Source organism: Cupriavidus sp. SIMBA_020 (assembly GCF_046535395.1).
GTDB lineage: Bacteria > Pseudomonadota > Gammaproteobacteria > Burkholderiales > Burkholderiaceae > Cupriavidus > Cupriavidus campinensis.
Genome location: NZ_JAWRWU010000017.1, coordinates 19,752 through 39,059 on the forward strand (window position 1 = coordinate 19,752; position 19,308 = coordinate 39,059).

General features: G+C 66.4%; 16 protein-coding genes. 8 read left to right on the forward strand and 8 right to left on the reverse strand.

Annotated features, from left to right (window positions below; all coding sequences use genetic code 11):
• Positions 1-19: 19 nt before the first annotated feature.
• Genes urtD through urtA form a run of 4 tightly spaced genes read right to left on the reverse strand, consistent with a single transcriptional unit; the run spans position 20 to position 4,168 of the window.
• Complete coding sequence (gene urtD, locus SB751_RS24890; RefSeq protein WP_144197551.1) at positions 20-763, reverse strand: urea ABC transporter ATP-binding protein UrtD; 744 nt, start codon at positions 761-763, stop codon at positions 20-22.
• Positions 764-775: 12 nt separating this feature from the next.
• On the reverse strand, positions 776-1,912 hold the full coding sequence (gene urtC, locus SB751_RS24895; RefSeq protein ID WP_211942709.1) for an urea ABC transporter permease subunit UrtC: 1,137 nt from the start codon (positions 1,910-1,912) through the stop codon (positions 776-778).
• Positions 1,913-1,935: 23 nt separating this feature from the next.
• The gene (urtB, locus tag SB751_RS24900; protein WP_211942710.1) at positions 1,936-2,850 is read right to left on the reverse strand and encodes an urea ABC transporter permease subunit UrtB; all 915 of its coding nucleotides are present in this window, start codon (positions 2,848-2,850) and stop codon (positions 1,936-1,938) included.
• Between the two features lie 37 nt (positions 2,851-2,887).
• A complete protein-coding gene (gene urtA, locus SB751_RS24905) occupies positions 2,888-4,168 on the reverse strand; it encodes an urea ABC transporter substrate-binding protein (RefSeq protein WP_144197553.1) in 1,281 nt (426 codons plus the stop codon).
• A 167-nt stretch (positions 4,169-4,335) separates the two neighbouring features.
• On the opposite strand from urtA, the gene SB751_RS24910 reads away from it, so the two are divergent.
• Both SB751_RS24910 and SB751_RS24915 read left to right on the forward strand, forming a co-directional pair.
• Positions 4,336-7,728, forward strand: a complete 3,393-nt coding sequence (locus SB751_RS24910; RefSeq protein WP_250025671.1) for a hybrid sensor histidine kinase/response regulator — start codon at positions 4,336-4,338, stop codon at positions 7,726-7,728.
• On the forward strand, positions 7,712-8,410 hold the full coding sequence (locus SB751_RS24915; protein WP_144197555.1) for a DNA-binding response regulator: 699 nt from the start codon (positions 7,712-7,714) through the stop codon (positions 8,408-8,410). The genes SB751_RS24910 and SB751_RS24915 overlap by 17 nt, the downstream gene beginning before the upstream one ends.
• A gap of 1 nt (position 8,411) precedes the next feature.
• On the opposite strand, the gene SB751_RS24920 is transcribed toward SB751_RS24915, so the two are convergent.
• A complete protein-coding gene (locus tag SB751_RS24920) occupies positions 8,412-9,254 on the reverse strand; it encodes an arylamine N-acetyltransferase family protein (protein ID WP_144197556.1) in 843 nt (280 codons plus the stop codon).
• A 256-nt stretch (positions 9,255-9,510) separates the two neighbouring features.
• On the opposite strand from SB751_RS24920, the gene SB751_RS24925 reads away from it, so the two are divergent.
• Genes SB751_RS24925 through SB751_RS24935 form a run of 3 tightly spaced genes read left to right on the forward strand, consistent with a single transcriptional unit; the run spans position 9,511 to position 11,835 of the window.
• Positions 9,511-10,494, forward strand: a complete 984-nt coding sequence (locus tag SB751_RS24925) for a Bug family tripartite tricarboxylate transporter substrate binding protein (protein WP_144197557.1) — start codon at positions 9,511-9,513, stop codon at positions 10,492-10,494.
• Positions 10,487-11,353, forward strand: coding sequence for a PhzF family phenazine biosynthesis protein (locus SB751_RS24930; RefSeq protein WP_410748659.1), 867 nt, complete (start codon positions 10,487-10,489; stop codon positions 11,351-11,353). Before SB751_RS24925 ends, SB751_RS24930 begins: the two co-directional genes overlap by 8 nt.
• Entirely contained in the window at positions 11,350-11,835 is a 486-nt protein-coding gene (locus tag SB751_RS24935; RefSeq protein WP_144197559.1) for a RidA family protein, read from the forward strand. Before SB751_RS24930 ends, SB751_RS24935 begins: the two co-directional genes overlap by 4 nt.
• A gap of 19 nt (positions 11,836-11,854) precedes the next feature.
• On the opposite strand, the gene SB751_RS24940 is transcribed toward SB751_RS24935, so the two are convergent.
• On the reverse strand, positions 11,855-12,634 hold the full coding sequence (locus tag SB751_RS24940) for a helix-turn-helix transcriptional regulator (RefSeq protein ID WP_322791026.1): 780 nt from the start codon (positions 12,632-12,634) through the stop codon (positions 11,855-11,857).
• A 123-nt stretch (positions 12,635-12,757) separates the two neighbouring features.
• Positions 12,758-13,648, reverse strand: coding sequence for a LysR family transcriptional regulator (locus tag SB751_RS24945; protein WP_144197560.1), 891 nt, complete (start codon positions 13,646-13,648; stop codon positions 12,758-12,760).
• Positions 13,649-13,755: 107 nt separating this feature from the next.
• Here SB751_RS24945 and SB751_RS24950 point away from each other — a divergent pair, with 107 nt between their 5' ends.
• From SB751_RS24950 to SB751_RS24960, 3 genes are read left to right on the forward strand one after another with little or no spacing between them, the layout of a single operon-like run.
• Positions 13,756-15,309, forward strand: coding sequence for an AMP-binding protein (locus SB751_RS24950; RefSeq protein WP_144197561.1), 1,554 nt, complete (start codon positions 13,756-13,758; stop codon positions 15,307-15,309).
• 9 nt (positions 15,310-15,318) lie between these two features.
• Complete coding sequence (locus SB751_RS24955) at positions 15,319-16,494, forward strand: acyl-CoA dehydrogenase family protein (RefSeq protein WP_144197562.1); 1,176 nt, start codon at positions 15,319-15,321, stop codon at positions 16,492-16,494.
• Between the two features lie 49 nt (positions 16,495-16,543).
• Entirely contained in the window at positions 16,544-17,542 is a 999-nt protein-coding gene (locus SB751_RS24960) for a tripartite tricarboxylate transporter substrate-binding protein (RefSeq protein ID WP_410748660.1), read from the forward strand.
• A 74-nt stretch (positions 17,543-17,616) separates the two neighbouring features.
• Here SB751_RS24960 and SB751_RS24965 read toward each other — a convergent pair whose 3' ends face one another.
• Positions 17,617-19,176: a methyl-accepting chemotaxis protein gene (locus SB751_RS24965; protein WP_144197564.1), complete on the reverse strand. Its 1,560-nt coding sequence runs from the start codon at positions 19,174-19,176 to the stop codon at positions 17,617-17,619.
• Positions 19,177-19,308: the final 132 nt, after the last annotated feature.

The following is a 19,308-nucleotide window of genomic DNA, read 5'->3' on the forward strand; positions in this document are numbered from 1 at the left end:
GGCCGTGTTAGTGGCCGCGTTAGTGGCCGAGGTAGACGTCGATCACGCGCGGGTCGTTCTGCACCTGGGCCATCGAGCCTTCGGCCAGGATGCGGCCCTGGTGCATCACGGTGACCTTGTCGGCAATGCGCTGCACGAAGTCCATGTCGTGCTCGATCACGATCACCGCGCGGCCCTTGCTGATGCGCTTGAGCAGCTCGGCGGTCAGTTCGCGTTCGCGCACGCTCATGCCGGCGATCGGTTCGTCCAGCATCAGCAGTTTCGGGTCCTGCATCAGCAACATGCCAATCTCCAGCCATTGCTTCTGGCCGTGCGAGAGCTGCGCCGCCTCGCGCTCCAGGACCTCGTCGAGCGCGATCTCCGCAGCCACCTCGGCTACGCGCTGGCGCTCCGCCTCGGTGGTGCGAAACGTCAGCGCGCCCAACACGCTGCGGCCCCGGGGGAACGAGACGGCCAGGTTCTGAAACACCGTGAGGTTCTCGTAGATCGAGGGCGTCTGGAACTTGCGCCCCACCCCGGCGCGCACGATCTGGTATTCGGGCAGGCCAGTCATCTCGCGGTTGCGAAACTTGATGCTGCCGCCGCTGGCGCGCGTCTTGCCGCAGATCAGGTCGAGCAGCGTGGTCTTGCCGGCACCGTTCGGGCCGATGATGACGCGGAGCTCGTCGCGGTCTACGTATAGCGTGAGGTTGTCGATGGCCTTGAAGCCGTCGAACGATACGGTCAAATCCTCTACCGCCAGCATGAAGTCGGTATTGCTCATGGTGTCTCCCGGTCAGGCCGTCTTGGCGGGCAGGGCTTCCGGCTTGGGCGGCGTGGGCGGCTCGGCGGCGCGGCGGCGACGGCTGACGTATTTGGTGTAGAGCCCTGCCAGCCCGTCGGGGAATGCCACCACCACGCCGATGAACAGCGCCGCCATCAGGAACAGCCACAGATCCGGAAAGCTCTCCGAAAAGTAGGTCTTGCCGGCGTTCACCAGCAGCGTGCCCCACACCGCGCCCACCAGGCTCATGCGCCCGCCCACCGCAGCGAAGATCACCATCTCGATGGACGGCACGATGCCGACGAACGACGGCGACATGAACCCGACCTGCAGCGTGAACATGGCCCCGCCGATGGCCGCCAGCGCGGCCGCCAGGCAAAACACGAACACCTTGAACATCGACACGTCGTAGCCCGAGAACCGCACACGGTCTTCCTTGTCGCGCATCGCCAGCAGCAGCACGCCGAGCTTGCTCTTCTGGATCCAGCGGCACAGCGCGATGGCCCCGAACAACAGCGCCACGGTTACGAAGTAAAGAATCAGCCGCGCACTGTCCGTGCGGATATCCCAGCCGAGCAGGGTCTTGAGGTCGGTGATGCCGTTCACACCGCCGGTATAGCCCTGTTGCCCGATGATCAGCACCGACAGGATGAGCGCCACCGCCTGCGTGATGATGGCGAAGTAGACGCCGCCCACGCGGCGCCGGAACATCGCCACGCTGATGACGAATGCCAGCAGGGCCGGCACCACCACCACCCCGATCAGTGCGACCGGCAGATGGCGGAACGGCTCCCACCACCATGGCAGCGCCGTAAGCTGGTTCCAGTCCATGAAGTCCGGAATGCCAGGCGTGGACTGGATGGCGGTACTTTTGACATCCGATGCCTCCAGCTTGAGGAACATCGCCATGACGTAGCCGCCGAGGCCGAAGAACACGCCCTGGCCCAGGCTCAGGACGCCGCCGTAGCCCCACAGCATCACCAGCCCCACGGCCACGAAGGCGTAGCTCAGGTATTTGCCGATCAGGTTCAGACGGAACACGTCGAGTGCAAGCGGCATGATTACCACCAGCACGAGCGCCAGCAGCGCGTAGCCGGCCCATGCGCCGCCTATGCCGCGCAGCCGTTGCAGTCGGGAAGAATTGGACATGGTCTTTGCTCCTGGCATGGCGGTCAGCGCCGTACCGCCGGGGCGAACAGGCCCTGCGGACGAATCATCAGGATGGTCACGATCAGCAGCAGCGTCAGCACCCGCGCCATGGAACCGGTCATGAAGAACTCGGTGATGGACTGCATCTGCGCGATGCCGAAGGCTGACGCCACGGTGCCGGCGAGGCTCGCTGCCCCGCCGAAGGTGACCACGAGGAAAGAGTCGACGATGTACAGCGCGCCGCTGGTGGGGCCGGTGGAGCCGATCGTCGTGAATGCCGCACCCGCCACGCCCGCGATGCCACAGCCGATGGCGAAGGTCAGGCGGTCGGTGTGGCGGGTATTGATGCCGGCCGCGTTGGCCATCGGCCGGTTCAGCGTCGTGGCGCGTACACGCAGCCCCCAGCGCGACCGGTACAGCGCGAGCCAGACGAGGCCCGCTACACAAAGCGTGAGCGCCATCACGAACAGGCCGTTGATGGGAATGTCGAGCCCGGGCGCGGGTGACCAGGAACCCATCAGCCAGTCGGGCAGGGTGGGGCTGACTTCCTTGGGGCCGAAGATGGAGCGGAAAGCCTGCTGCATGCCGAGCGACAGCCCCCAGGTGGCGAGCAGGGTATCGAGGGGCCGCTTGTAGAGATGCCGGATCAGCGCCCACTCGGCCAGCCATCCCGCGCCGAACGCGATGGCGAACGCGGCGCAGATGGCGATGGGGAAGTAGTAGGGCATCCACGCCGGCGCCAGGCGCTCCACCATGGTGGAGGCCAGGAAGATGACATAGGCGCCGATAGTCATGAACTCGCCGTGCGCCATGTTGATGACGCCCATCTGGCCGAAGATGATGGCCAGCCCGAGCGCCATCAGGAGCAGCACCGAGAACAGGCTCAGCCCTGCAAAGCCCTGCATCAGGCCGATATTCAGCATGTCCGACACGTTCATGACTCTGACTCCGTGGATCGATGGGACGGCGGCGGGCTTACTGGTAGCCCTTCGGGAACGGATTGGGCGGAATCAGCTGCGGCGATTCGGCCACCACCTTGAACTGGCCATCGAGCTGCGCCAGCCCGACGCGCGTCTTGCTCCACAGGTGATGGTTCGTATCCACCTTGACATAGCCCTCCGGGGCCGACTTCAACTCGATGCCCGGCGATGCCGCGACGACCTTGTCGATATCGAAGCTGCCGGCTTTCTCCACCGCGGCCTTCCACAGCCAGGGGCCCAGGTAGGCGGCCTGTGTGACATCGCCAATCACGGCCTTGCTGCCGAACTTGCTCTTGAAGGCATCGACGAACTGCTTGTTGTTGGGGTTGTCCAGGGACTGGAAGTACTTCATGGCCGCGTAGAAGCCGGCGATGTTCTCGCCGCCGATGCCGAGCACTTCGTCCTCGGTGACCGAGATGGTCAGCAGGAACTGCTTGTCTGCGGTAATCCCGGCCGCCTTGAGCTGCTTGTAGAAGGCAACGTTCGAGCCGCCCACCACGATCGCGTAGATGCAGTCGGGCTTGGCCACCTTGATCTTGTTGATCAGCGAGTTGAAATTGGTGTGGCCCAGCGGGTAGTACTCCTCGCCCACGACCTTGAGCTTGAGGAAGTTTTCAATGTGCTTGCGCGCGATCTTGTTGGAAGTCCGCGGCCAGATGTAGTCGGACCCAATCAGGAAGAAGCTCTTGGCATTCTTCTGCTTGGCGGCCCAGTCCAGGCCCCAGATGATCTGCTGGGTCGCCTCCTGTCCGGTATAGATCACGTTCTTGGACTGCTCGAGGCCCTCGTAGAACGTCGGGTAGTAGAGCAGGCCATTCTCCTTCTCGAAGACGGGCAGCACCGCCTTGCGCGAGGCGGAAGTCCAGCAGCCGAACACCGCTGCCACACGGTCGTTGACCAGCAGCTTGCGGGACTTTTCGGCGAAGGTGGGCCAGTCCGAGGCGCCGTCTTCCTTGATCACCTTGATCTTGCGGCCAAGGATGCCGCCGGCGGCGTTGATCTGGTCGATGGCGAGCTGTTCGGCCTGGATCGACCCGGTTTCCGAGATCGCCATGGTGCCGGTGGCGGAATGCAGCTGGCCGACGGTGACCTCGGTATCGGTGACGGCGAGCCGGGTGGTGTTCACCGTGCCGGTGGGCAGATTGGCGCCGCGCGCCTGCGTGGCCATGCCGGCAAGTGGCAGCGCGGGCAGGGCGGCAAGGCCCTGCATGAGCCGGCGGCGGGGCAGGGACGGCGGGGACCCGTTTTGTTCGTTATCGCTATCGTTGTCACGCATGATCGACGCTCCGTTGGGGAAGAGGAATGTTGCGGAGCGATCATGCTGTGGGCGTGGGGTGCCCGGCCATACGTCATTCAACGTAGTCGGGCAGTACGCGGCGCACGGCACATCTCTTGCATCGGCAGCGCACGACCCTTAGCCAGTGCGACCATGCACCCCCCTCCATGTCGAGCGTTCCCCAGCCCGTCCAGCGCATCAGCAAGATCCGGCGCGACTACAACCGCTGGGTCGCCGACGAAACCCTGGAGGACTACGCGCTGCGGTTTGCACCAAGGTCGTTCCGGAAATGGAGCGCATTTCGGGTCGGAAATACCGCTTTTGGTGCAGTCGCGTTCCTTGCGCTGGAAGCCATCGGGGCTGCCATCACGCTCAGCTATGGCTTTACCAACGCGATGTGGGCCATCGGGATGGTCAGCCTTGTCATCTTCCTGACCGGCCTGCCGATCTCCTACTACGCCGCCCGCCATGGGGTAGACATGGACCTGCTGGCACGGGGCGCCGGGTTCGGCTACCTCGGCTCCACCATCACCTCGCTGATCTACGCCAGTTTCACCTTTATCTTCTTCGCGCTCGAGGCGGCCATCATGGCGCAGGCATTCGAGCTGCTGTTCGGTCTGCCACGGTCCATCGGCTACCTGCTGTCCGCCATCGTGGTCATTCCGCTGGTCACCCACGGCGTGACGCTGCTGTCGCGCATTCAGCTCTGGACCCAGCCGCTGTGGCTGGTGCTGCTGATCCTGCCCTATGCGCTGATCCTGTGGCGCGAGCCGCAGCGCTATACCGAGTTCCTCTCACTCAACGGCCGCCTGGCCGATGGCGATGGCTTCTCATGGCAGGCATTCGGCGCCGCCGCCACGGTGGCCGCCGCGCTGATTGCCCAGATCGGCGAACAGGTGGACTTCCTGCGCTTCATGCCGCCGCTCACGCGTGACAACCGCGTGCGATGGTGGAGTGCTCTGATTGCGGCCGGGCCGGGCTGGATCATCCTTGGTGCCGCCAAGATGGCTGGCGGGGCGTTTCTCGCGTTCGTCGTGCTGCAGGCGGAATTGCCGATCGCCCACGCGCTGGAGCCCACGCAGATGTACCTGGCGGGCTTCGCACTCGGGCTCGGCAGCGGTTGGCCCGGCTGGGTGGCCGTGCTCCTGACGGGACTGCTGGTGCTGGTCTCGCAGACCAAGATCAACATTACCAATGCCTACGCGGGCTCGCTGGCGTGGTCGAACGTCTTCGCCAGGCTCACGCACAGCCATCCGGGCCGCGTGGTATGGCTCGCCTTCAACGTGCTGATCGCGGTGATGCTGATGGCGATGGGCGTGTTCGAGGCCTTGGAGCAAGTGCTGGCGCTCTATGCCCACCTGGCCGTGGCGTGGGTCGGTGCCATCTTTGGCGACCTCGTCATCAGCAAGCCACTTCGGCTCTCGCCGCGCGATATCGAATTCCGCCGCGCCTACCTGTTCGACATCAATCCGGCCGGCTTCGGCGGCATGGTGCTGGCCTCGGCGCTGTCGATGCTGGTGCATCTCGGCGTGTTCGGCGACACGCTGCGTCCCGCCTCGGTAGGGGTGGGTCTCGCGCTGGCGGTCCTGTTGCCGCCGGCGATTGCCTACCTCACGCAGAGCCGCTATTTCATTGCGCGGGCACCAGTCGACTTCGGCGCGCGGCACGCGGTCATCCGCTGCGCGATCTGCCGAAACGCGTTCGAGCAGGAGGACGTGGCCGCGTGCCCGGCCTATCGCGGCCCGATCTGCTCATTGTGCTGCACGCTCGATGCGCGCTGCGGCGACCGGTGCAAGCCGGGGGCCAGCGCGCAAGAGCAGATCGCCTTCGCGCTCACGCGCGTACTGCCCGCCGGCACGCCGCTGGTGATGGCACGCCGCATCGGCCAGTTCAGCCTGGTGCTGGCCGGCATGGTGTTCGCGTTCGGCACGTTGCTGTGGCTGCTCTATACGCAGGAGCAGCTGGCGGGCGCTCTGGTGCAGGGCGCCGCGCCCCGCACCGACCTGTTCCTCAAGATCGGGGCGGGGCTGGTGCTGTTTGCCGCAGTGGCTTCCTGGTGGCTGGTGCTGGCCAACGAGAGCCGGACCGTCGCCCAGGAGGAATCGGAACGCCAGAACGGGCTGCTGCAGAAGGAGATCGACGCGCACCGTCGTACCGATGCGGCGCTTCAGCATGCCAAGGAGGTGGCCGAGCAGGCCAATGCCGCCAAGAGCCGGTTCATCACCGGCATGAGCCATGAGATGCGCGCGGGGCTCAACTCCATCCTCGGATACTCGCAGCTGCTGCTGCGGGCGCCGGCGTTGCCGGCTGCATGCAGGGAGGATGTGCAGACCATTGGCCGCGCTGGCGAACACCTGTCCAGCCTGGTGGATGGCCTGCTGGAGCTGTCACGGATCGAGGCCGGCAAACTGCGGCTCGAGCATGACGCCGTGGCGCTGGAGAGCGTGCTGGACGACCTGGTACGCATGTTCCGCCCGCTGGCGGCGGCGCGTGGGCTGACGTTTCACTATCGCGTCTCCGGTGCCTTGCCGCCCCATGTGCATGGCGATTCCAAGCGGTTGCGGCAAATTGTCATCAACCTGGTCAGCAATGCCATCAAGTTCACGGAGCACGGTGCGGTCACGCTGGCGGTACGCCATCAGCGCGAACTGGCGACCATCACGGTCAGTGACACGGGGCCCGGCATCGCACCGGAAGACCAGGTACGCATCTTCGATCCGTTCGAGCGCGCCACGGCGCATGACGACCGCGAGGGCATCGGACTGGGCCTTGCCATCGTGCGGCTGCTCGTGGACCTGATGGGGGGAGAGGTCAGGGTGCGCAGTGCGCCGGGCATGGGCAGCGAGTTCTCGGTGCGGCTCTATCTTCCCGCGCTGTCGGTGCCGGTGGCGCGGCCACGGAGGGTCCGTGAGGCGCCGCTGCCGGCGCATGCGCGGGTGTTGATCGTCGATGACCGGCAATCGCACCGGGCGGTGCTGCGTGGCTTCCTGTCGCCGCTGGGGCTGGCGGTGCAGGAAGTCGGGGAGGGTGCCGCGGTGCTCCCGCAAGTGCGGGCGTGGCATCCGCAGCTGGTGCTGCTGGACCTGAACCTGCCGGATGCATCGGGCTGGGACCTGTGCCGCGAGATCCGCGCGCTGGCGGACGCGCCGCAGGTGGTCATCGTCTCCGCCAACGCCCACGAGAACACCGAGGAGGCCCGGCTGCTGCACGGCTACCTCGGCTTCGTCAGCAAGCCGGTGCGCGAGTCGGAACTGATCGACATGGTGCGGCATGCGCTGACGCTGCCCGCCGAGCCAGCAGAATCAGCAGAATCCGCAGAATCTGCCGAGCCCCCCCAATCCCCCGAGCCCGAGGCGCCGCCCCATGCCGAGCTGTTGCGGGAGATGCTGCAACTGGGTGCCACCGGCCGGCTACGCGCCCTGGAGGCGCAACTGGCGGAACTTGCCGCCAGCGGCGGCGCCATCGGCGCGTGGGCGCGGCAGATGCTGACGCTGGCGCGCACCGATGGTGCCGCATTGAATGATCGACTTGGCGAGGCGCTCCATGCATCCCGAACCTGAATTCGCGGCATCCGAAACACGTGTGCTTGTGGTGGACGACAACGCCGACGCGCGCAGCTTCCTGACCCGCGCGCTGGGCGGCGAAGCCATGCTGGTACACACCGCGGCAAGCGGCAAGGCTGCGCTCGGCGCGCTGGCACAATTTTCCCCGGATGCGGTGCTGCTGGACGTGGACATGCCCGGGATGGACGGCTTTTCCACCTGTGCGGCGTTGATGGATCGCCATGCCGACCTCCCGGTCATCTTCATGACCGGCCTGGGCGATACGGTGCACATCGTACGGGGCTTCGAGGTGGGTGCGTGCGACTACGTGACCAAGCCCGTGGCCATCGCCGAGGTGGTGGCCCGCGTGCGCTCGCACGTCGGCAAGGCGCGGCAGGCGCGCGCGCTGCGCGAGGCCATCCTGCGCGGCCATGGCGAAGTGGAAGGCAGCAGCGCCGACGTACTGGCGTCCACGGCGGCGTCCACGGCGGCGCTCACGCGGCGCGAGGCCGAAGTCATGTCGTGGGTGGCCCGTGGCAAGACCAACCGCGATATCGCCGACATCCTCGGCATGAGCCCGCGCACGGTCAACAAGCATCTGGAGCACATCTTCGAGAAACTTGGCGTAGAGACGCGCACAGCCGCCGTGGCGGCCAGCGCCGCACGCGGCAGGTGGAATGCCCCGGTGTCGGCCGACTGAGTTATACGCGAGGGCGGCTAGCCGCCTGGATCTTGTCCCAGACCTGCCCGGCCTGCGGAATGTCGAGGTCGAACACGGTTTCAAACGTGTCGGCGAGATGGTCCGCGCTGGTGATGTGTTGTTCGCTGACGCTGCCGGACGTCACGGTGCGCAAGCGGTCATTGTGCAGGGCGATATAGCCGCTCGCGGTATGGCGCAGGACCGCCAGCGCGTTTGTGAACGGTGACCCGGGGTCCTGCATCAGCCAGGCATGCGTGGCGGCCATGGCAGCCTCGTCGCTGTAATCGACACGGAAGTCGAAGCTGTGCGCGATGCCATGCACATGATTGTTGAAGCGCAGCCAGCCGTCCTGCGTCGGCGCAATCGAAAAGTCGAAGCCGCGCTGGCTGATCGGACCGATTTCCAGCGGCACGGGTTCGACGATGGCATCGGCCACGCCGACCTCGGCGAGATAGGGGGCGTCGAGATCGACACGCAGGGTCAGGTGATTGCCGATGGCAATGTCCCCCAGTATTGCGCGATTCACGCCGCCGCACAGACGGGTGACGCGGAAGCCGAGCGCATCGAGGGCGGCGCCGAAGAGACCGTTCATCTCGTAGCACCAGCCGCCACGTCTGCCCCCCACCATCTTGGCGAAGGCCGACGCGGGGGTGATCGAGGACGGCCATCCCATGAAGGCATCCAACGCCTCGAAGGTGAAGGTCATGAGGTGCGCGCGATGGAGTCTCGACAGGCCGGGAAGGTCGGGCGCTTCCGGGCGGTCGATCTTGATCCTTGCGAGATAGGCATCCAGCTGGCTGGCCGTCAGGGTCATATCGTTTTCGCTGGCAGGCACGGTTGGCATCCTTCGGTCTCCTCTTGATGGAAAGCTGTTGTTCGATCCATCCCAAAAAGTGCATGAACGTGCATAACGTCCAAAAGCGGTCCCCGGCTATTCTTGCCAACGATCCGGGGGCGTCGGTGCGGAACCAGACAGTTCGTCAACGGGGCCGCCGCCGGATTTGCTGGATGCGCATTTCGGATCGCCGGATGTCGCATTCCGGTTTGAGGCTGGATCGACGCGTTCCTAGACTCTGTGCATCTCAATAAGGGGAGTGCACGTGTCCATCCTGACCATTTCAACGCGCGGGGCCCGCTGCGCCATGCTGGCGGTCGCTGTTGCGGCGTGCTCCGTCGCCGCCCATGCGGAAACCTGGCCGGCGAAGCCCATCACCATGGTGGTGCCATTTCCGGCCGGCGGCGGTACCGACCTCGTGGTTCGTTCGATCCAGCCGCTGTTGCAGCGCGAACTCGGGCAGCCGGTGGTGATCGACAATCGCAGCGGGGCCGGCGGCACGCTCGGGTCGGGCTACGTGGCGCGGGCCGTTGCCGATGGCTACACGGCTGGCGTGGTCACGACGAGCACGCACGCGGTAAGCGTGGCGCTGTATCCGAAGCTGACCTACAACCCGGCGCAGGACTTCGCCTATGCCGGCTTCATCGGCACGTCGCCCTACGTGCTGGCCGTCAACAACACCCTGCGCGTGGCCGATACCCGCGCGCTGGTTACCCGGTTGAAAGCGGACAAGTCGCAGCACAGCTTCGCTTCGGTAGGCGTTGGCACCGTGTCGCACCTGATGGGCGAACAGTTCCAGAAGTTCATCGGGGTGCCGATGATTCATGTTCCGTATCGCGGCGCGGCGCCGGCCTACACGGATCTGATTGGCGGGCAGGTGCAGATCATGTTCGACAACCCAGTGGGGTTGGCGCCATACATCAGGGCCGGGAAGATTGCCGCCGTCGCCGTGACTGCCGCCACGCCGCTGTTGCCAGATGTGCCGACGTTCGCCAGCCAGGGCGTGCCAGGCTTCGAACAGCAACTGTGGTACGGCATCGCCTTTCCAAAGGGAACGCCCGCCGCGATCGTCGATCGCTTCAATGCGGCCCTGAACAAGGTGCTCGCTGACAAGGCGGTCGCCGATGATCTCGCCGGCAAAGGTGTGACGGCGCGCCCCGGTACACCGTCCGCGCTGCAGACCGCAGTCCAGCGAGACATCCCCTACTGGGGCAAGATTGCCAAATCCGTGGGAGCCACAGGTGAGTGAAGTCAAGCTGATCCGGGTTTTCGTGCGCGATGGGCGAGGCGGCAATCCGGTACCGCTGGTGGCCGACGCGCGCGGCATGAGCGCGCCGGCAATGCAAGACGTTGCCGCAACCTATGGGCACGAGTCGGCATTCGTATTGCCGAGTGAGATCGGCTGCGACTGGCGCTTTCGCTTCTTTGTGCCACAGCACGAGATGGAGATGTGTGGCCATGCCACGGTGGGCACCCTGTGGGCGCTGCGCCAGTGGGGGCGCTGGACCACGCCGACGGCGCGCATCGAAACGCTGAGCGGCATCGTGCTGGCGTATTGGGACGACGCCTCGCAGCGCGTCTGGATTTCGCAGCCGGCAGTGCGTACCGAGATGCTGGACGCCGGGGCATCGGGCCGCGTGGCCATGCAGCTTGGCCTGCCTGCTGGCAGCTATGCGGCCATCAATGCCGCCACCAGCCGCGTGAAGACGCTCATCCACTTGCCATCCGTGGCAGTGCTAGACGGCTTGCAGCCCGATTTCCCGACCATGGAGGCGCTATGCGCGTCGATCGACTCGACCGGCCTCTATCCCTATGCGTTCGGGGCGCCTAAGGCGGACGGCCAGCCCGTGGTCCATGCGCGGCAGTTTCCGAAGTCGTCTGGCTATCCCGAAGACGCCGCCACCGGCATCGCTGCGGCTGCGCTGTGGGGCTATCTGAACCAGGCGGGCAAACTGGGGGATGATGGCCTAACGGTGTCGTCCATCGCGGTCTGGCAGGGCGACGCCATGGGCAGTCCCTCGGAAATCCTCGTGGCACCGCGCCATGCCGATTCCGGCGCGCCTGACGGATGCTGGCTCAGCGGCGGCGTAGCATGGAGCGACGCATGACGGCCCATTCTCCCGAAGCGCGGCTTGCAGCCGCAGGATTCACGGTGCCCGAGGTGTCCAGTCCACGCGGCAGCTATGCGCCGTATCGCGCGGTAGAGGTGGGTCCGTCGCGTTGGGTGTCGATCGCCGGGCAGGTATGCCGGCAGCAAGGCGTTGCCATGGCAGGCCAATGCCAGAGCGAAGCCGATGTGGAGCCCGCCCGCCGCGCCGCCGAAGTCTCGATGCTGAACGCGCTGGCGGCGCTGCGCGTGGCTGCCGACGGCGAGTTGTCACGCGTGATCCAGATCGTCCGCCTGCGCGGTTTCATTCGCGCGGCGCCGGACTTCACCCATCATCCGGCCGTGCTCGATGCGGCCTCGGCCGTGCTGCGTACGGCATTCCCCGATCAGGCTCTGCCAGCGCGCAGCGCGCTTGGCGTGACGAGCCTGCCAGATGGTGCGTGGACGGAGATCGAGATCGACGCCGTCGTGATGACGGACTGACGCCGCCGGCCCGCTGCGCCTAGGCTGGATCGGCAGCTTCGCGCAGCAGGCGGTGCAGATGTCCGCTGGAAGAAAAGCCGAGATCCAGGCTGACGCGGGCGACGGATTGGCCTTGCGCGATCAGGGCGCGTGCATGGGTGGCCAGGATGCGACGCCGGACCGCCACCGGCGTCACGCCGAACTCGATCTGGCAAGCGCGCTGCAAATGCCGGATCGAGACGCCCAGCTCGTTGGCCACGGCATCGATCGACGGCAAGGGCAGGTCGCGTTCAAGCGCCTGATGGAAGCGCCGCACCATGCGCAGTGCCACGGATGATGGTTCTTCGGGCATCGCCAGCGGCCGGCCGGCCAAGAGTTGCTCCACGATGGCGCGCACCAGCCATGCAGCACTCGTCACCGAGATGCCCGGCGCCAGCAGTGCCTCGAGCATGGGGATGGTCGCGGCGTCCAGATGCATGGCGCCAAACCGGCGACCGGCGGGCAGGCGGTCGGGCGGCAGGTAGAGCTCCCCATGCTGTTGGCGCCCGGGCTCGGATGCCGTCAGATGCGAGGTCGACGCCGGCAGCAGTAAGGCGGTACCGCGCACCAGCGACGCAGCATGCGGCGAGTCCGGCACGCCGGACACATCGTTCCAGACCGTCTTGAGCCTGCCCATACGCGGCCAGAGCAGCATGCCGCAGTCGTGGGTATGCCATCCCCGGTGAAAAGCGGGCTGGCGGCTGTCATGCAGCGCAAATCCGTGCTGCGCGGTCAGATGCAGCTTGGGAGACAGGTGAGGATCGTGGGTCATCGCCGGCATTTGGCAACCATTGAGGAATGCCGTCGATCATACGCTGTCAGGTAGATGGGGCGAAGGTCTGGTTCTACCCCTATGCCTCTTGTCGCTGGCGGGCTCAAAGCGGCCATATGGCGCCGAAGTTCCTCAATCGGACTTCGCTGCGAGCAGATCGATCATCCGGTTCGCCAGCGGTGACAGGTAGGCGCCCGCCCGCGACAGTACGCCGACGCGGCGGCCCAGGTCGAGGGCATCGGCGCGCAGTGCAATCGGATGCAGCCCGGCAATCCGGCTGTTGCCGTTGGCGGCGGCCATGCACAGCATCTCGGTGCCGCGCACGAGGTCGAACAGGGTGGCGCTGCCGAAGTCCGTCTCCACGCGCAGGATGGGCGGCGGGAGGCCGAGTTCGGCGAACGCGGCCTCGAGTTGTTGGCGAATCAGGACGTGGGCACTGGGCAGCATCCATTGCTGGCCGACCAGATCGGCCAGCGTGAGGTTGCGCCGCCGCTGCAGCGGGTGGGCCTCATCGGCGACCACGGCGAGGCGGTCGGTAAACAGTTCCCGCATCTGTAGCGCCGGATGGGGCTGGCGCGGCAGCGGCGCGAGGGCCAGGTCCAGTTCGCCGGTCTCGACCAGGTCCATCAGTTCGCGCGCCACACGCATCGTCAGCCGCAGCCGCGCCACCGGGCGCTCCCGGATCAACTGCCGGCACGCGCCGAGCACCAGCCCGGTTGGCATCGACGGCGAATAGCCCAGCCGTAGCAGGCCCAGTTCCCCGGTCTGGATGCCGCGCATCTCCTTTACCGCATCCTCGTATTCCAGCCGGATGCGGCGCGCCCGTTCCAGGAACACCGCCCCGGCTGGCGTCACGCGCATGCCCAGCGCCGTGCGCTCGAACAGCGACACGCCAAGTTGGGCTTCCACGCGCTGGATCGCCTTGGTCACCGCGGGCTGCGTCATCCCCAGCGCCTCCGCAGCCCGCCCGATGCCACCGTGCGTGCCCACTGCCAGCACGTAATCCAGGTCCCGCGTCTCCATATGGCATTCCTGATGGTTATGACTTTATGCCACTCACCAGATTGTAGTGATGGGCCGCAGCTTACAGACTGAAGGTACAAAAACCAAGGCCATCCAGGAGACACCCCATGTCCTTTGCCTATTTCCTCAGGCGCGCCGCGCGTTACTGGGGCGATAACCCCGCCGTACTGTACCGGGACCGCTTGCTGACCTACCGCCAGCTCGAAGACCGTTCGACCCGGCTGGCCAACGCGCTGCTGGCGCTGGGCCTGCGCAAGGGCGACCGCGTGGCGATTCAGTCACGCAATTGCCCCGAGATCGTCGAGATTGAATGCGCGCTATACAAGGCCGGACTCGTCAAGGCCGCGCTGAACCCGCGTTTCACCGCCGCCGAGGCGTCCGACGTGGTGGAAAACTGCACGCCGCGCGTGATGATCGTGGGGCCCGGATATACCGGTTACTCGCGCGATACGCGCGGCTTTGGCAGCGTGGAGCACTTCTTCGCCATCGAGGCCGGGGCAGCGGGCCATCGTGACTATGAAACCCTGGTGGCCGGCGGCGGCCTGGCAGCCATCGACGACACGCCACACCCCGACGATCTGGCGGTGCTGCATTTCTCCTCGGGCTCCACAGGCAAGATCAAGGCGGCCATGCAGAGCTACGGCAACCGGCTGGCGGCGCTGCGCAAGATGATCCTGACCATGGATCGGCCCGCACGCCCCGGCGACCGCCTTGCCCTGATCGGCCCGGTCACGCATGCGTCCGGCATGCTGATGCAGCCTTACCTGTTTCTGGGCGCCACACTGGTGCTGTTCGAGAAGTTCGAGCCGGCGCATTTCCTGGCCGAGGTGGCACGTCTGCAGCTGACCCACGTCTTCATGGTGCCGGCGATGATCAACATGCTGCTGGCCGAACCGACGCTGGCCAATGCCGACCTGAGCAGCCTCAAGACGCTGGCCTATGGCGCGGCACCGATGGCGCCGGCGCGCATCCGCGAGGCGTGGCAGCGCATCGGCCCGGTGCTGTCGCAGGGCTACGGTGCGAGCGAATCCACGTCGGGTGTCACGCGGCTTTCCACGGCCGACCATGCATTGGCCATCGACCAGTACCCCGAGCGGCTGGCGTCATGCGGGCGCGCGCTGGGCGAGACCGAAGTCCGCGTGGTCAACGAGCGCGGCGTGGAGGTCAGTGGCGACGAGATCGGCGAACTGGTGATTCGCGGCGCAGACGTGTTCCAGGGCTACTGGGGCGAGCCGGCGTTGACCAGCGAGGTGCTGATCGATGGCTGGCTCCATACCGGCGATCTCGCGCGCGTGGATGCGCAAGGCTATATCTATCTGGTCGACCGCAAGAAGGACATGATCATCTCGGGCGGCTTCAACGTCTATCCGAACGAGGTGGAGGCCACGCTGTACCAGCACCCCGACGTGATGGAGGCGTGCGTGATCAGCGTGCCGGACGATACCTGGGGCGAAAGCGTCAAGGCCGTGGTGGCGTTGTGGCCGGGCCGGCAGGCCAGCGCGAATGAATTGATCGGCCATTGCCGCGCGCGCATTGCGGACTACAAGTCGCCGCGCTCGGTGGACTTCGTGGCGGAACTGCCCAAGAACGCCAGCGGCAAGCTGGCTCGCAAGCTCGTGCGCGAGCAGTACTGGGCCGGTGCCGGCCGCCGCGTCAACTGAGGAGTGCTGATGTTCGACCATCTGACCAATCCGGTGCTGATCGAGACGCGCGCCGCTGTGGCGCGCTTCATCGAAGATGAACTGCGCCCGCTCGAGCGCGAACTCGGTCTGGGTACCGAAGACCCATGGCCGCGCGAGGTACTGCGCAACGTCTGGCGCCGTTCCAGCGAACTGGGCCTCTACGCCGCCTGCCTGCCTGCGGAGCTTGGCGGAAAAGGGCTCAACATCCAGGAGCAATGCGCGCTCAAGGCTGACCTTGCCGCCAGCGGCGCGGTACTGGCGCCGCACGTGCTGGGCGATCTGGGTGGCCCGCCCCGCGTGGGCAATATGCTCAAGTACGCCACGCCAGACCAGGTGGCGCGCTACTTCCGCCCGGTGATCCGGGGCGAGAAGTCCACCTGCTTCGCGCTGACGGAACCCCATTCCGGATCTGACGCGCAGAGCATTCGGACCACCGCCGTCGCAGACGGCGACGATCTGGTCATCCACGGCCAGAAGCACTACATCAGCGGGGCACCGTTCGCGGACTTCGCCATTGTGATGTGCGTGACCGATGCAAGCGCCACGCCGCCCGCGATCACCGCAGTGCTGGTGGACCTGGACCTGCCCGGCGTGACCGTCGAGCAGGCTTATGTGCCGATGTCCGGCCAGCATATCGATGCCGACATCCGTTTCGAGAACGTGCGCGTGCCGCGCGCGAACATCTTCGGGGGGGAAGGGCGGGGCTTCAAGCTCGGCATGTCGCGCATCAACGTGAACCGGCTGCTGCATTGCCCCTCGATGCTCGGGCTGGCGGCGCGTGCGTACCAGGCATCGGTGGAGTACGCGGGACAACGGCGGCAGTTTGGCGGCCCGATCGCGCGCTTCCAGGCTATCCAGCACATGCTGGCCGATATGGCGGCGGCGCTGTGGGCCTGCGAGAGCATGATTGCGCAGACGGCGATGCTGGCCGATGCCGGCGCCGACCTGCGCATGAAGGCCGCCGCCTGCAAGCTGTTCGTGTCGGAGCGCTGTTTCGAGGTGGCCGACAAGGCCGTGCAGATCCACGGCAACGTGGGCGTGACGCGCGGGCATCCCGTGGAGCAGACCTGGCGCAAGCTGCGCATGTTCCGCATCTTCACCGGCACCAGCGAGATCCAGCGCAACACGATTGCCAAGGCGATCCTCGATCCCGCTGCTGCCTGAACGCATACCGGCGACGCGGCCCAGACCGCGCGCCCATCAGGAGACAACCATGAATCGTCGTCAATGGCTTGCCAGTGCAGGCGCCGCAGCCGGCGCCGCGGCGCTGGGCGGCACGTTTGGCCGCGTGGCGCTGGCCGCCGCACCCTATCCAGGCCGGCCGATCCGGCTCGTCGTGCCGTTTGTCGCGGGCACCGCGCCGGATGCCATCGCCCGTACGATCTCGGCGGAACTGGGGCCGGTGCTCGGGCAACCGCTGGTGGTGGAGAACGTCGGCGGGGCCGGCGGCATCATCGGCGCGCGCGCGCTGAAGCGGGCGGCGCCCGATGGCTACACGCTGGGCGTGCTGGCCAACCAGCACGTGATCAATGTGCACCTGTATCGCGAACCACCGTTCGATCCGTCGCGTGATTTCACGGCGATCTCGGCGCTATCGGGCGGGCCCGTGGTGCTGGCCGTGCCGGCCTCCTCGCCATACAAGACGGCGCGCGAACTGCTCGACGCGCTGCGCAAGCGGCCCGGCGCGCTGAACTATGGGTCGGGCGGCAAGGGTAGCGTGTCGCACCTGGCGGTGGAAACGCTGCTGTACAACACGCACACGGAAGCGGTGCACATCCCCTACAAGGGCGCCAACGAGATCCTCACCGCCATGATCAGCGGGCAGACACAGTTCGGCATGCCTGTGCTCAGCACCGCCGCGCCGATGATCCGGCAGGGACAGGTGCGCGCGCTGGCGGTATCCGCGGCGGCGCGTTCCACGCATTTTCCGGAAGTGCCGACGTTAGCCGAATCGCTTCCGCCCGGCTTCGTGCTCGACAACTGGAGCGGGCTGTTCGCGCCGGCGGGCCTGCCGGCCCCCATCGCCAGGCGGCTGTTCGAAGCGGTGGCGGCCTTGCAAGCCAGCGGCAAGCTGGACGCCACCATGAAGGCCAATGCCGGGGAGCTGCGCAAAAGCGCATCGCCCGCGCAGTTCGCGGAAATGGTTGCGGCAGAGACCACGCGCTACGGGGCGCTGGTGGCGAAGATCGGGATGAAGGGCGAGGCAGGGTAGCGAAAAAAGCCCGCAGCCAAACCGGCCTGCGGGCTTCAACACCGGGCTTCACCACCCTTATCGAAACACCGGCTTCAGATTGCGCCTGCCAACCTGAACTGCCCCACCGCCCGGTGCAGGGCGTCTGCCTGGTCTTCCAGCGACGCCGCTGCGGCCGTGGCTTCCTCCACCAGCGCCGCGTTCTGCTGCGCCATCTGGTCCATTTGCGACACCGCCTGGTTCACCTGCTCGATGCCGCCGGTCTGTTCCTCGGTGGCGGCGCGCATCTCGCCCATCAGGTCCGTCACGCGCTTCACCGCTTCCACGATCTCCTCCATGGCGCGGCCGGCGCCTTCCACCAGCACCGCGCCGTCTTCCACGCGCTGGGCCGAGTTGTCGATCAGGGCCTTGATCTCCTTCGCCGCCGTGGCCGAGCGCTGGGCCAGGCTGCGCACCTCGCCGGCCACCACGGCGAAGCCGCGGCCCTGCTCGCCGGCCCGGGCGGCTTCCACCGCCGCGTTCAGCGCCAGGATGTTGGTCTGGAAGGCGATGCCCTCGATCACGCCGATGATGTCCACCACCTTGCCGGAGGCCGCCTTGATCTCGCCCATGGTACCCACCACCTGGTGCACGATCTCGCCGCCGCGCACGGCGATGTCCGAGGCGCCCTCGGCCAGCCGCGACGCCTGCCGGGCGTTGTCCGCGCTCTGGCGCACCGTGCTGGTCAGCTCCTCCATGCTCGCGGCGGTTTCCTCGAGCGAGGCGGCCTGCTCCTCGCTGCGGCGCGACAGGTCCACGTTGCCCGCGGCGATCTGGCGCGCCGCGCCGGCGATCGAATCGGCCGAGCTTCGGATTTGTCCGATGGCACCGGTCAGGCGCGCCTGCATCTGCTGCATGTTGTAGAGCACGCTTTCCTGATCGTTGGGCGCGGTCTGCACGTGCGAGGCGAGGTCGCCCTCGGCGATGCGCGCCGCGATCTGCGAGGTCAGCGCGGGCTCACCCCCCAGCTGCTTCTGCAGGCTGACGGACACCCGCACCATCACCACGCTCATCAGCGCGCCCACGCCCAGCAGCCAGGCCAGCGCTTCCCACAGCGACTGGCGGAATTCAGCGTGGATGTCATCGAGGTAGAGCCCGGCGATGAAGTTCCAGTCCCACGGCTTGAAGTTCAGCACGTAGCTCAGCTTGGGCTGGGGCGCCTCGGCGCCCGGCTTGGGCCACAGGTATTCGACGAAGCCGTGGCCCGGGTTCTTGCCCAGCGCGGCAATCTCCCGGAACAGGTAGACCCCGTTGGGGTCCTTCATGTCGCCCATGTTCTTGCCATCCAGCTCCTTCTTGATGGCATGCATGAGCACCACGTGATCAGAACGCATCACGGTGAAATAGCCGTCCGCGCCAAAGCGCAGTGCGCGCACGCGGTCCAGCGCCTGCTTCTGGGCCTCTTCCACCGGCAGCTTGCCGGCCCGCGCCATCGCCTCGTACTCGGTGACGATGGAGTTGGCGACATCGGTCACCTGCTCGAGCGACAGCTTGCGATCGTGCAAGCGCAGCGCGCGCATTTCCCAGGCATTCCAGAGGGTGATGGCCAGCAGGCAGATCCAGCTCAACACCAGGGGCAGCATGAGCTTCTTTCTCAGGCTGAGATTTTGCAGCATTCGATTTCCTCCTTTTCCATGTCTGAAACCCGTTCGGGGCGATCTCTTTGTCGCCCTCTATGGGTGCCATAACGGCGCGGTCATCAAGGATCTTGATCGGGGGGAAACACTGATAGGGTTAGGTGATGAGAG

Bases quoted from the DNA above. Each gene is read 5' to 3' on its own strand.
- urtD (WP_144197551.1), bottom strand. From the start codon at position 763: ATGAGCAATACCGACTTCATGCTGGCGGTAGAGGATTTGACCGTATCG.
- SB751_RS24955 (WP_144197562.1), top strand. From the start codon at position 15,319: ATGTTCGACCATCTGACCAATCCGGTGCTGATCGAGACGCGCGCCGCT.
- urtC (WP_211942709.1), bottom strand. From the start codon at position 1,912: ATGTCCAATTCTTCCCGACTGCAACGGCTGCGCGGCATAGGCGGCGCA.
- SB751_RS24920 (WP_144197556.1), bottom strand. From the start codon at position 9,254: ATGCCAACCGTGCCTGCCAGCGAAAACGATATGACCCTGACGGCCAGC.
- urtB (WP_211942710.1), bottom strand. From the start codon at position 2,850: ATGAACGTGTCGGACATGCTGAATATCGGCCTGATGCAGGGCTTTGCA.
- SB751_RS24960 (WP_410748660.1), top strand. From the start codon at position 16,544: ATGAATCGTCGTCAATGGCTTGCCAGTGCAGGCGCCGCAGCCGGCGCC.
- SB751_RS24915 (WP_144197555.1), top strand. From the start codon at position 7,712: ATGCATCCCGAACCTGAATTCGCGGCATCCGAAACACGTGTGCTTGTG.
- SB751_RS24910 (WP_250025671.1), top strand. From the start codon at position 4,336: ATGTCGAGCGTTCCCCAGCCCGTCCAGCGCATCAGCAAGATCCGGCGC.
- SB751_RS24945 (WP_144197560.1), bottom strand. From the start codon at position 13,648: ATGGAGACGCGGGACCTGGATTACGTGCTGGCAGTGGGCACGCACGGT.
- SB751_RS24935 (WP_144197559.1), top strand. From the start codon at position 11,350: ATGACGGCCCATTCTCCCGAAGCGCGGCTTGCAGCCGCAGGATTCACG.
- SB751_RS24965 (WP_144197564.1), bottom strand. From the start codon at position 19,176: ATGCTGCAAAATCTCAGCCTGAGAAAGAAGCTCATGCTGCCCCTGGTG.
- urtA (WP_144197553.1), bottom strand. From the start codon at position 4,168: ATGCGTGACAACGATAGCGATAACGAACAAAACGGGTCCCCGCCGTCC.
- SB751_RS24950 (WP_144197561.1), top strand. From the start codon at position 13,756: ATGTCCTTTGCCTATTTCCTCAGGCGCGCCGCGCGTTACTGGGGCGAT.
- SB751_RS24940 (WP_322791026.1), bottom strand. From the start codon at position 12,634: ATGCCGGCGATGACCCACGATCCTCACCTGTCTCCCAAGCTGCATCTG.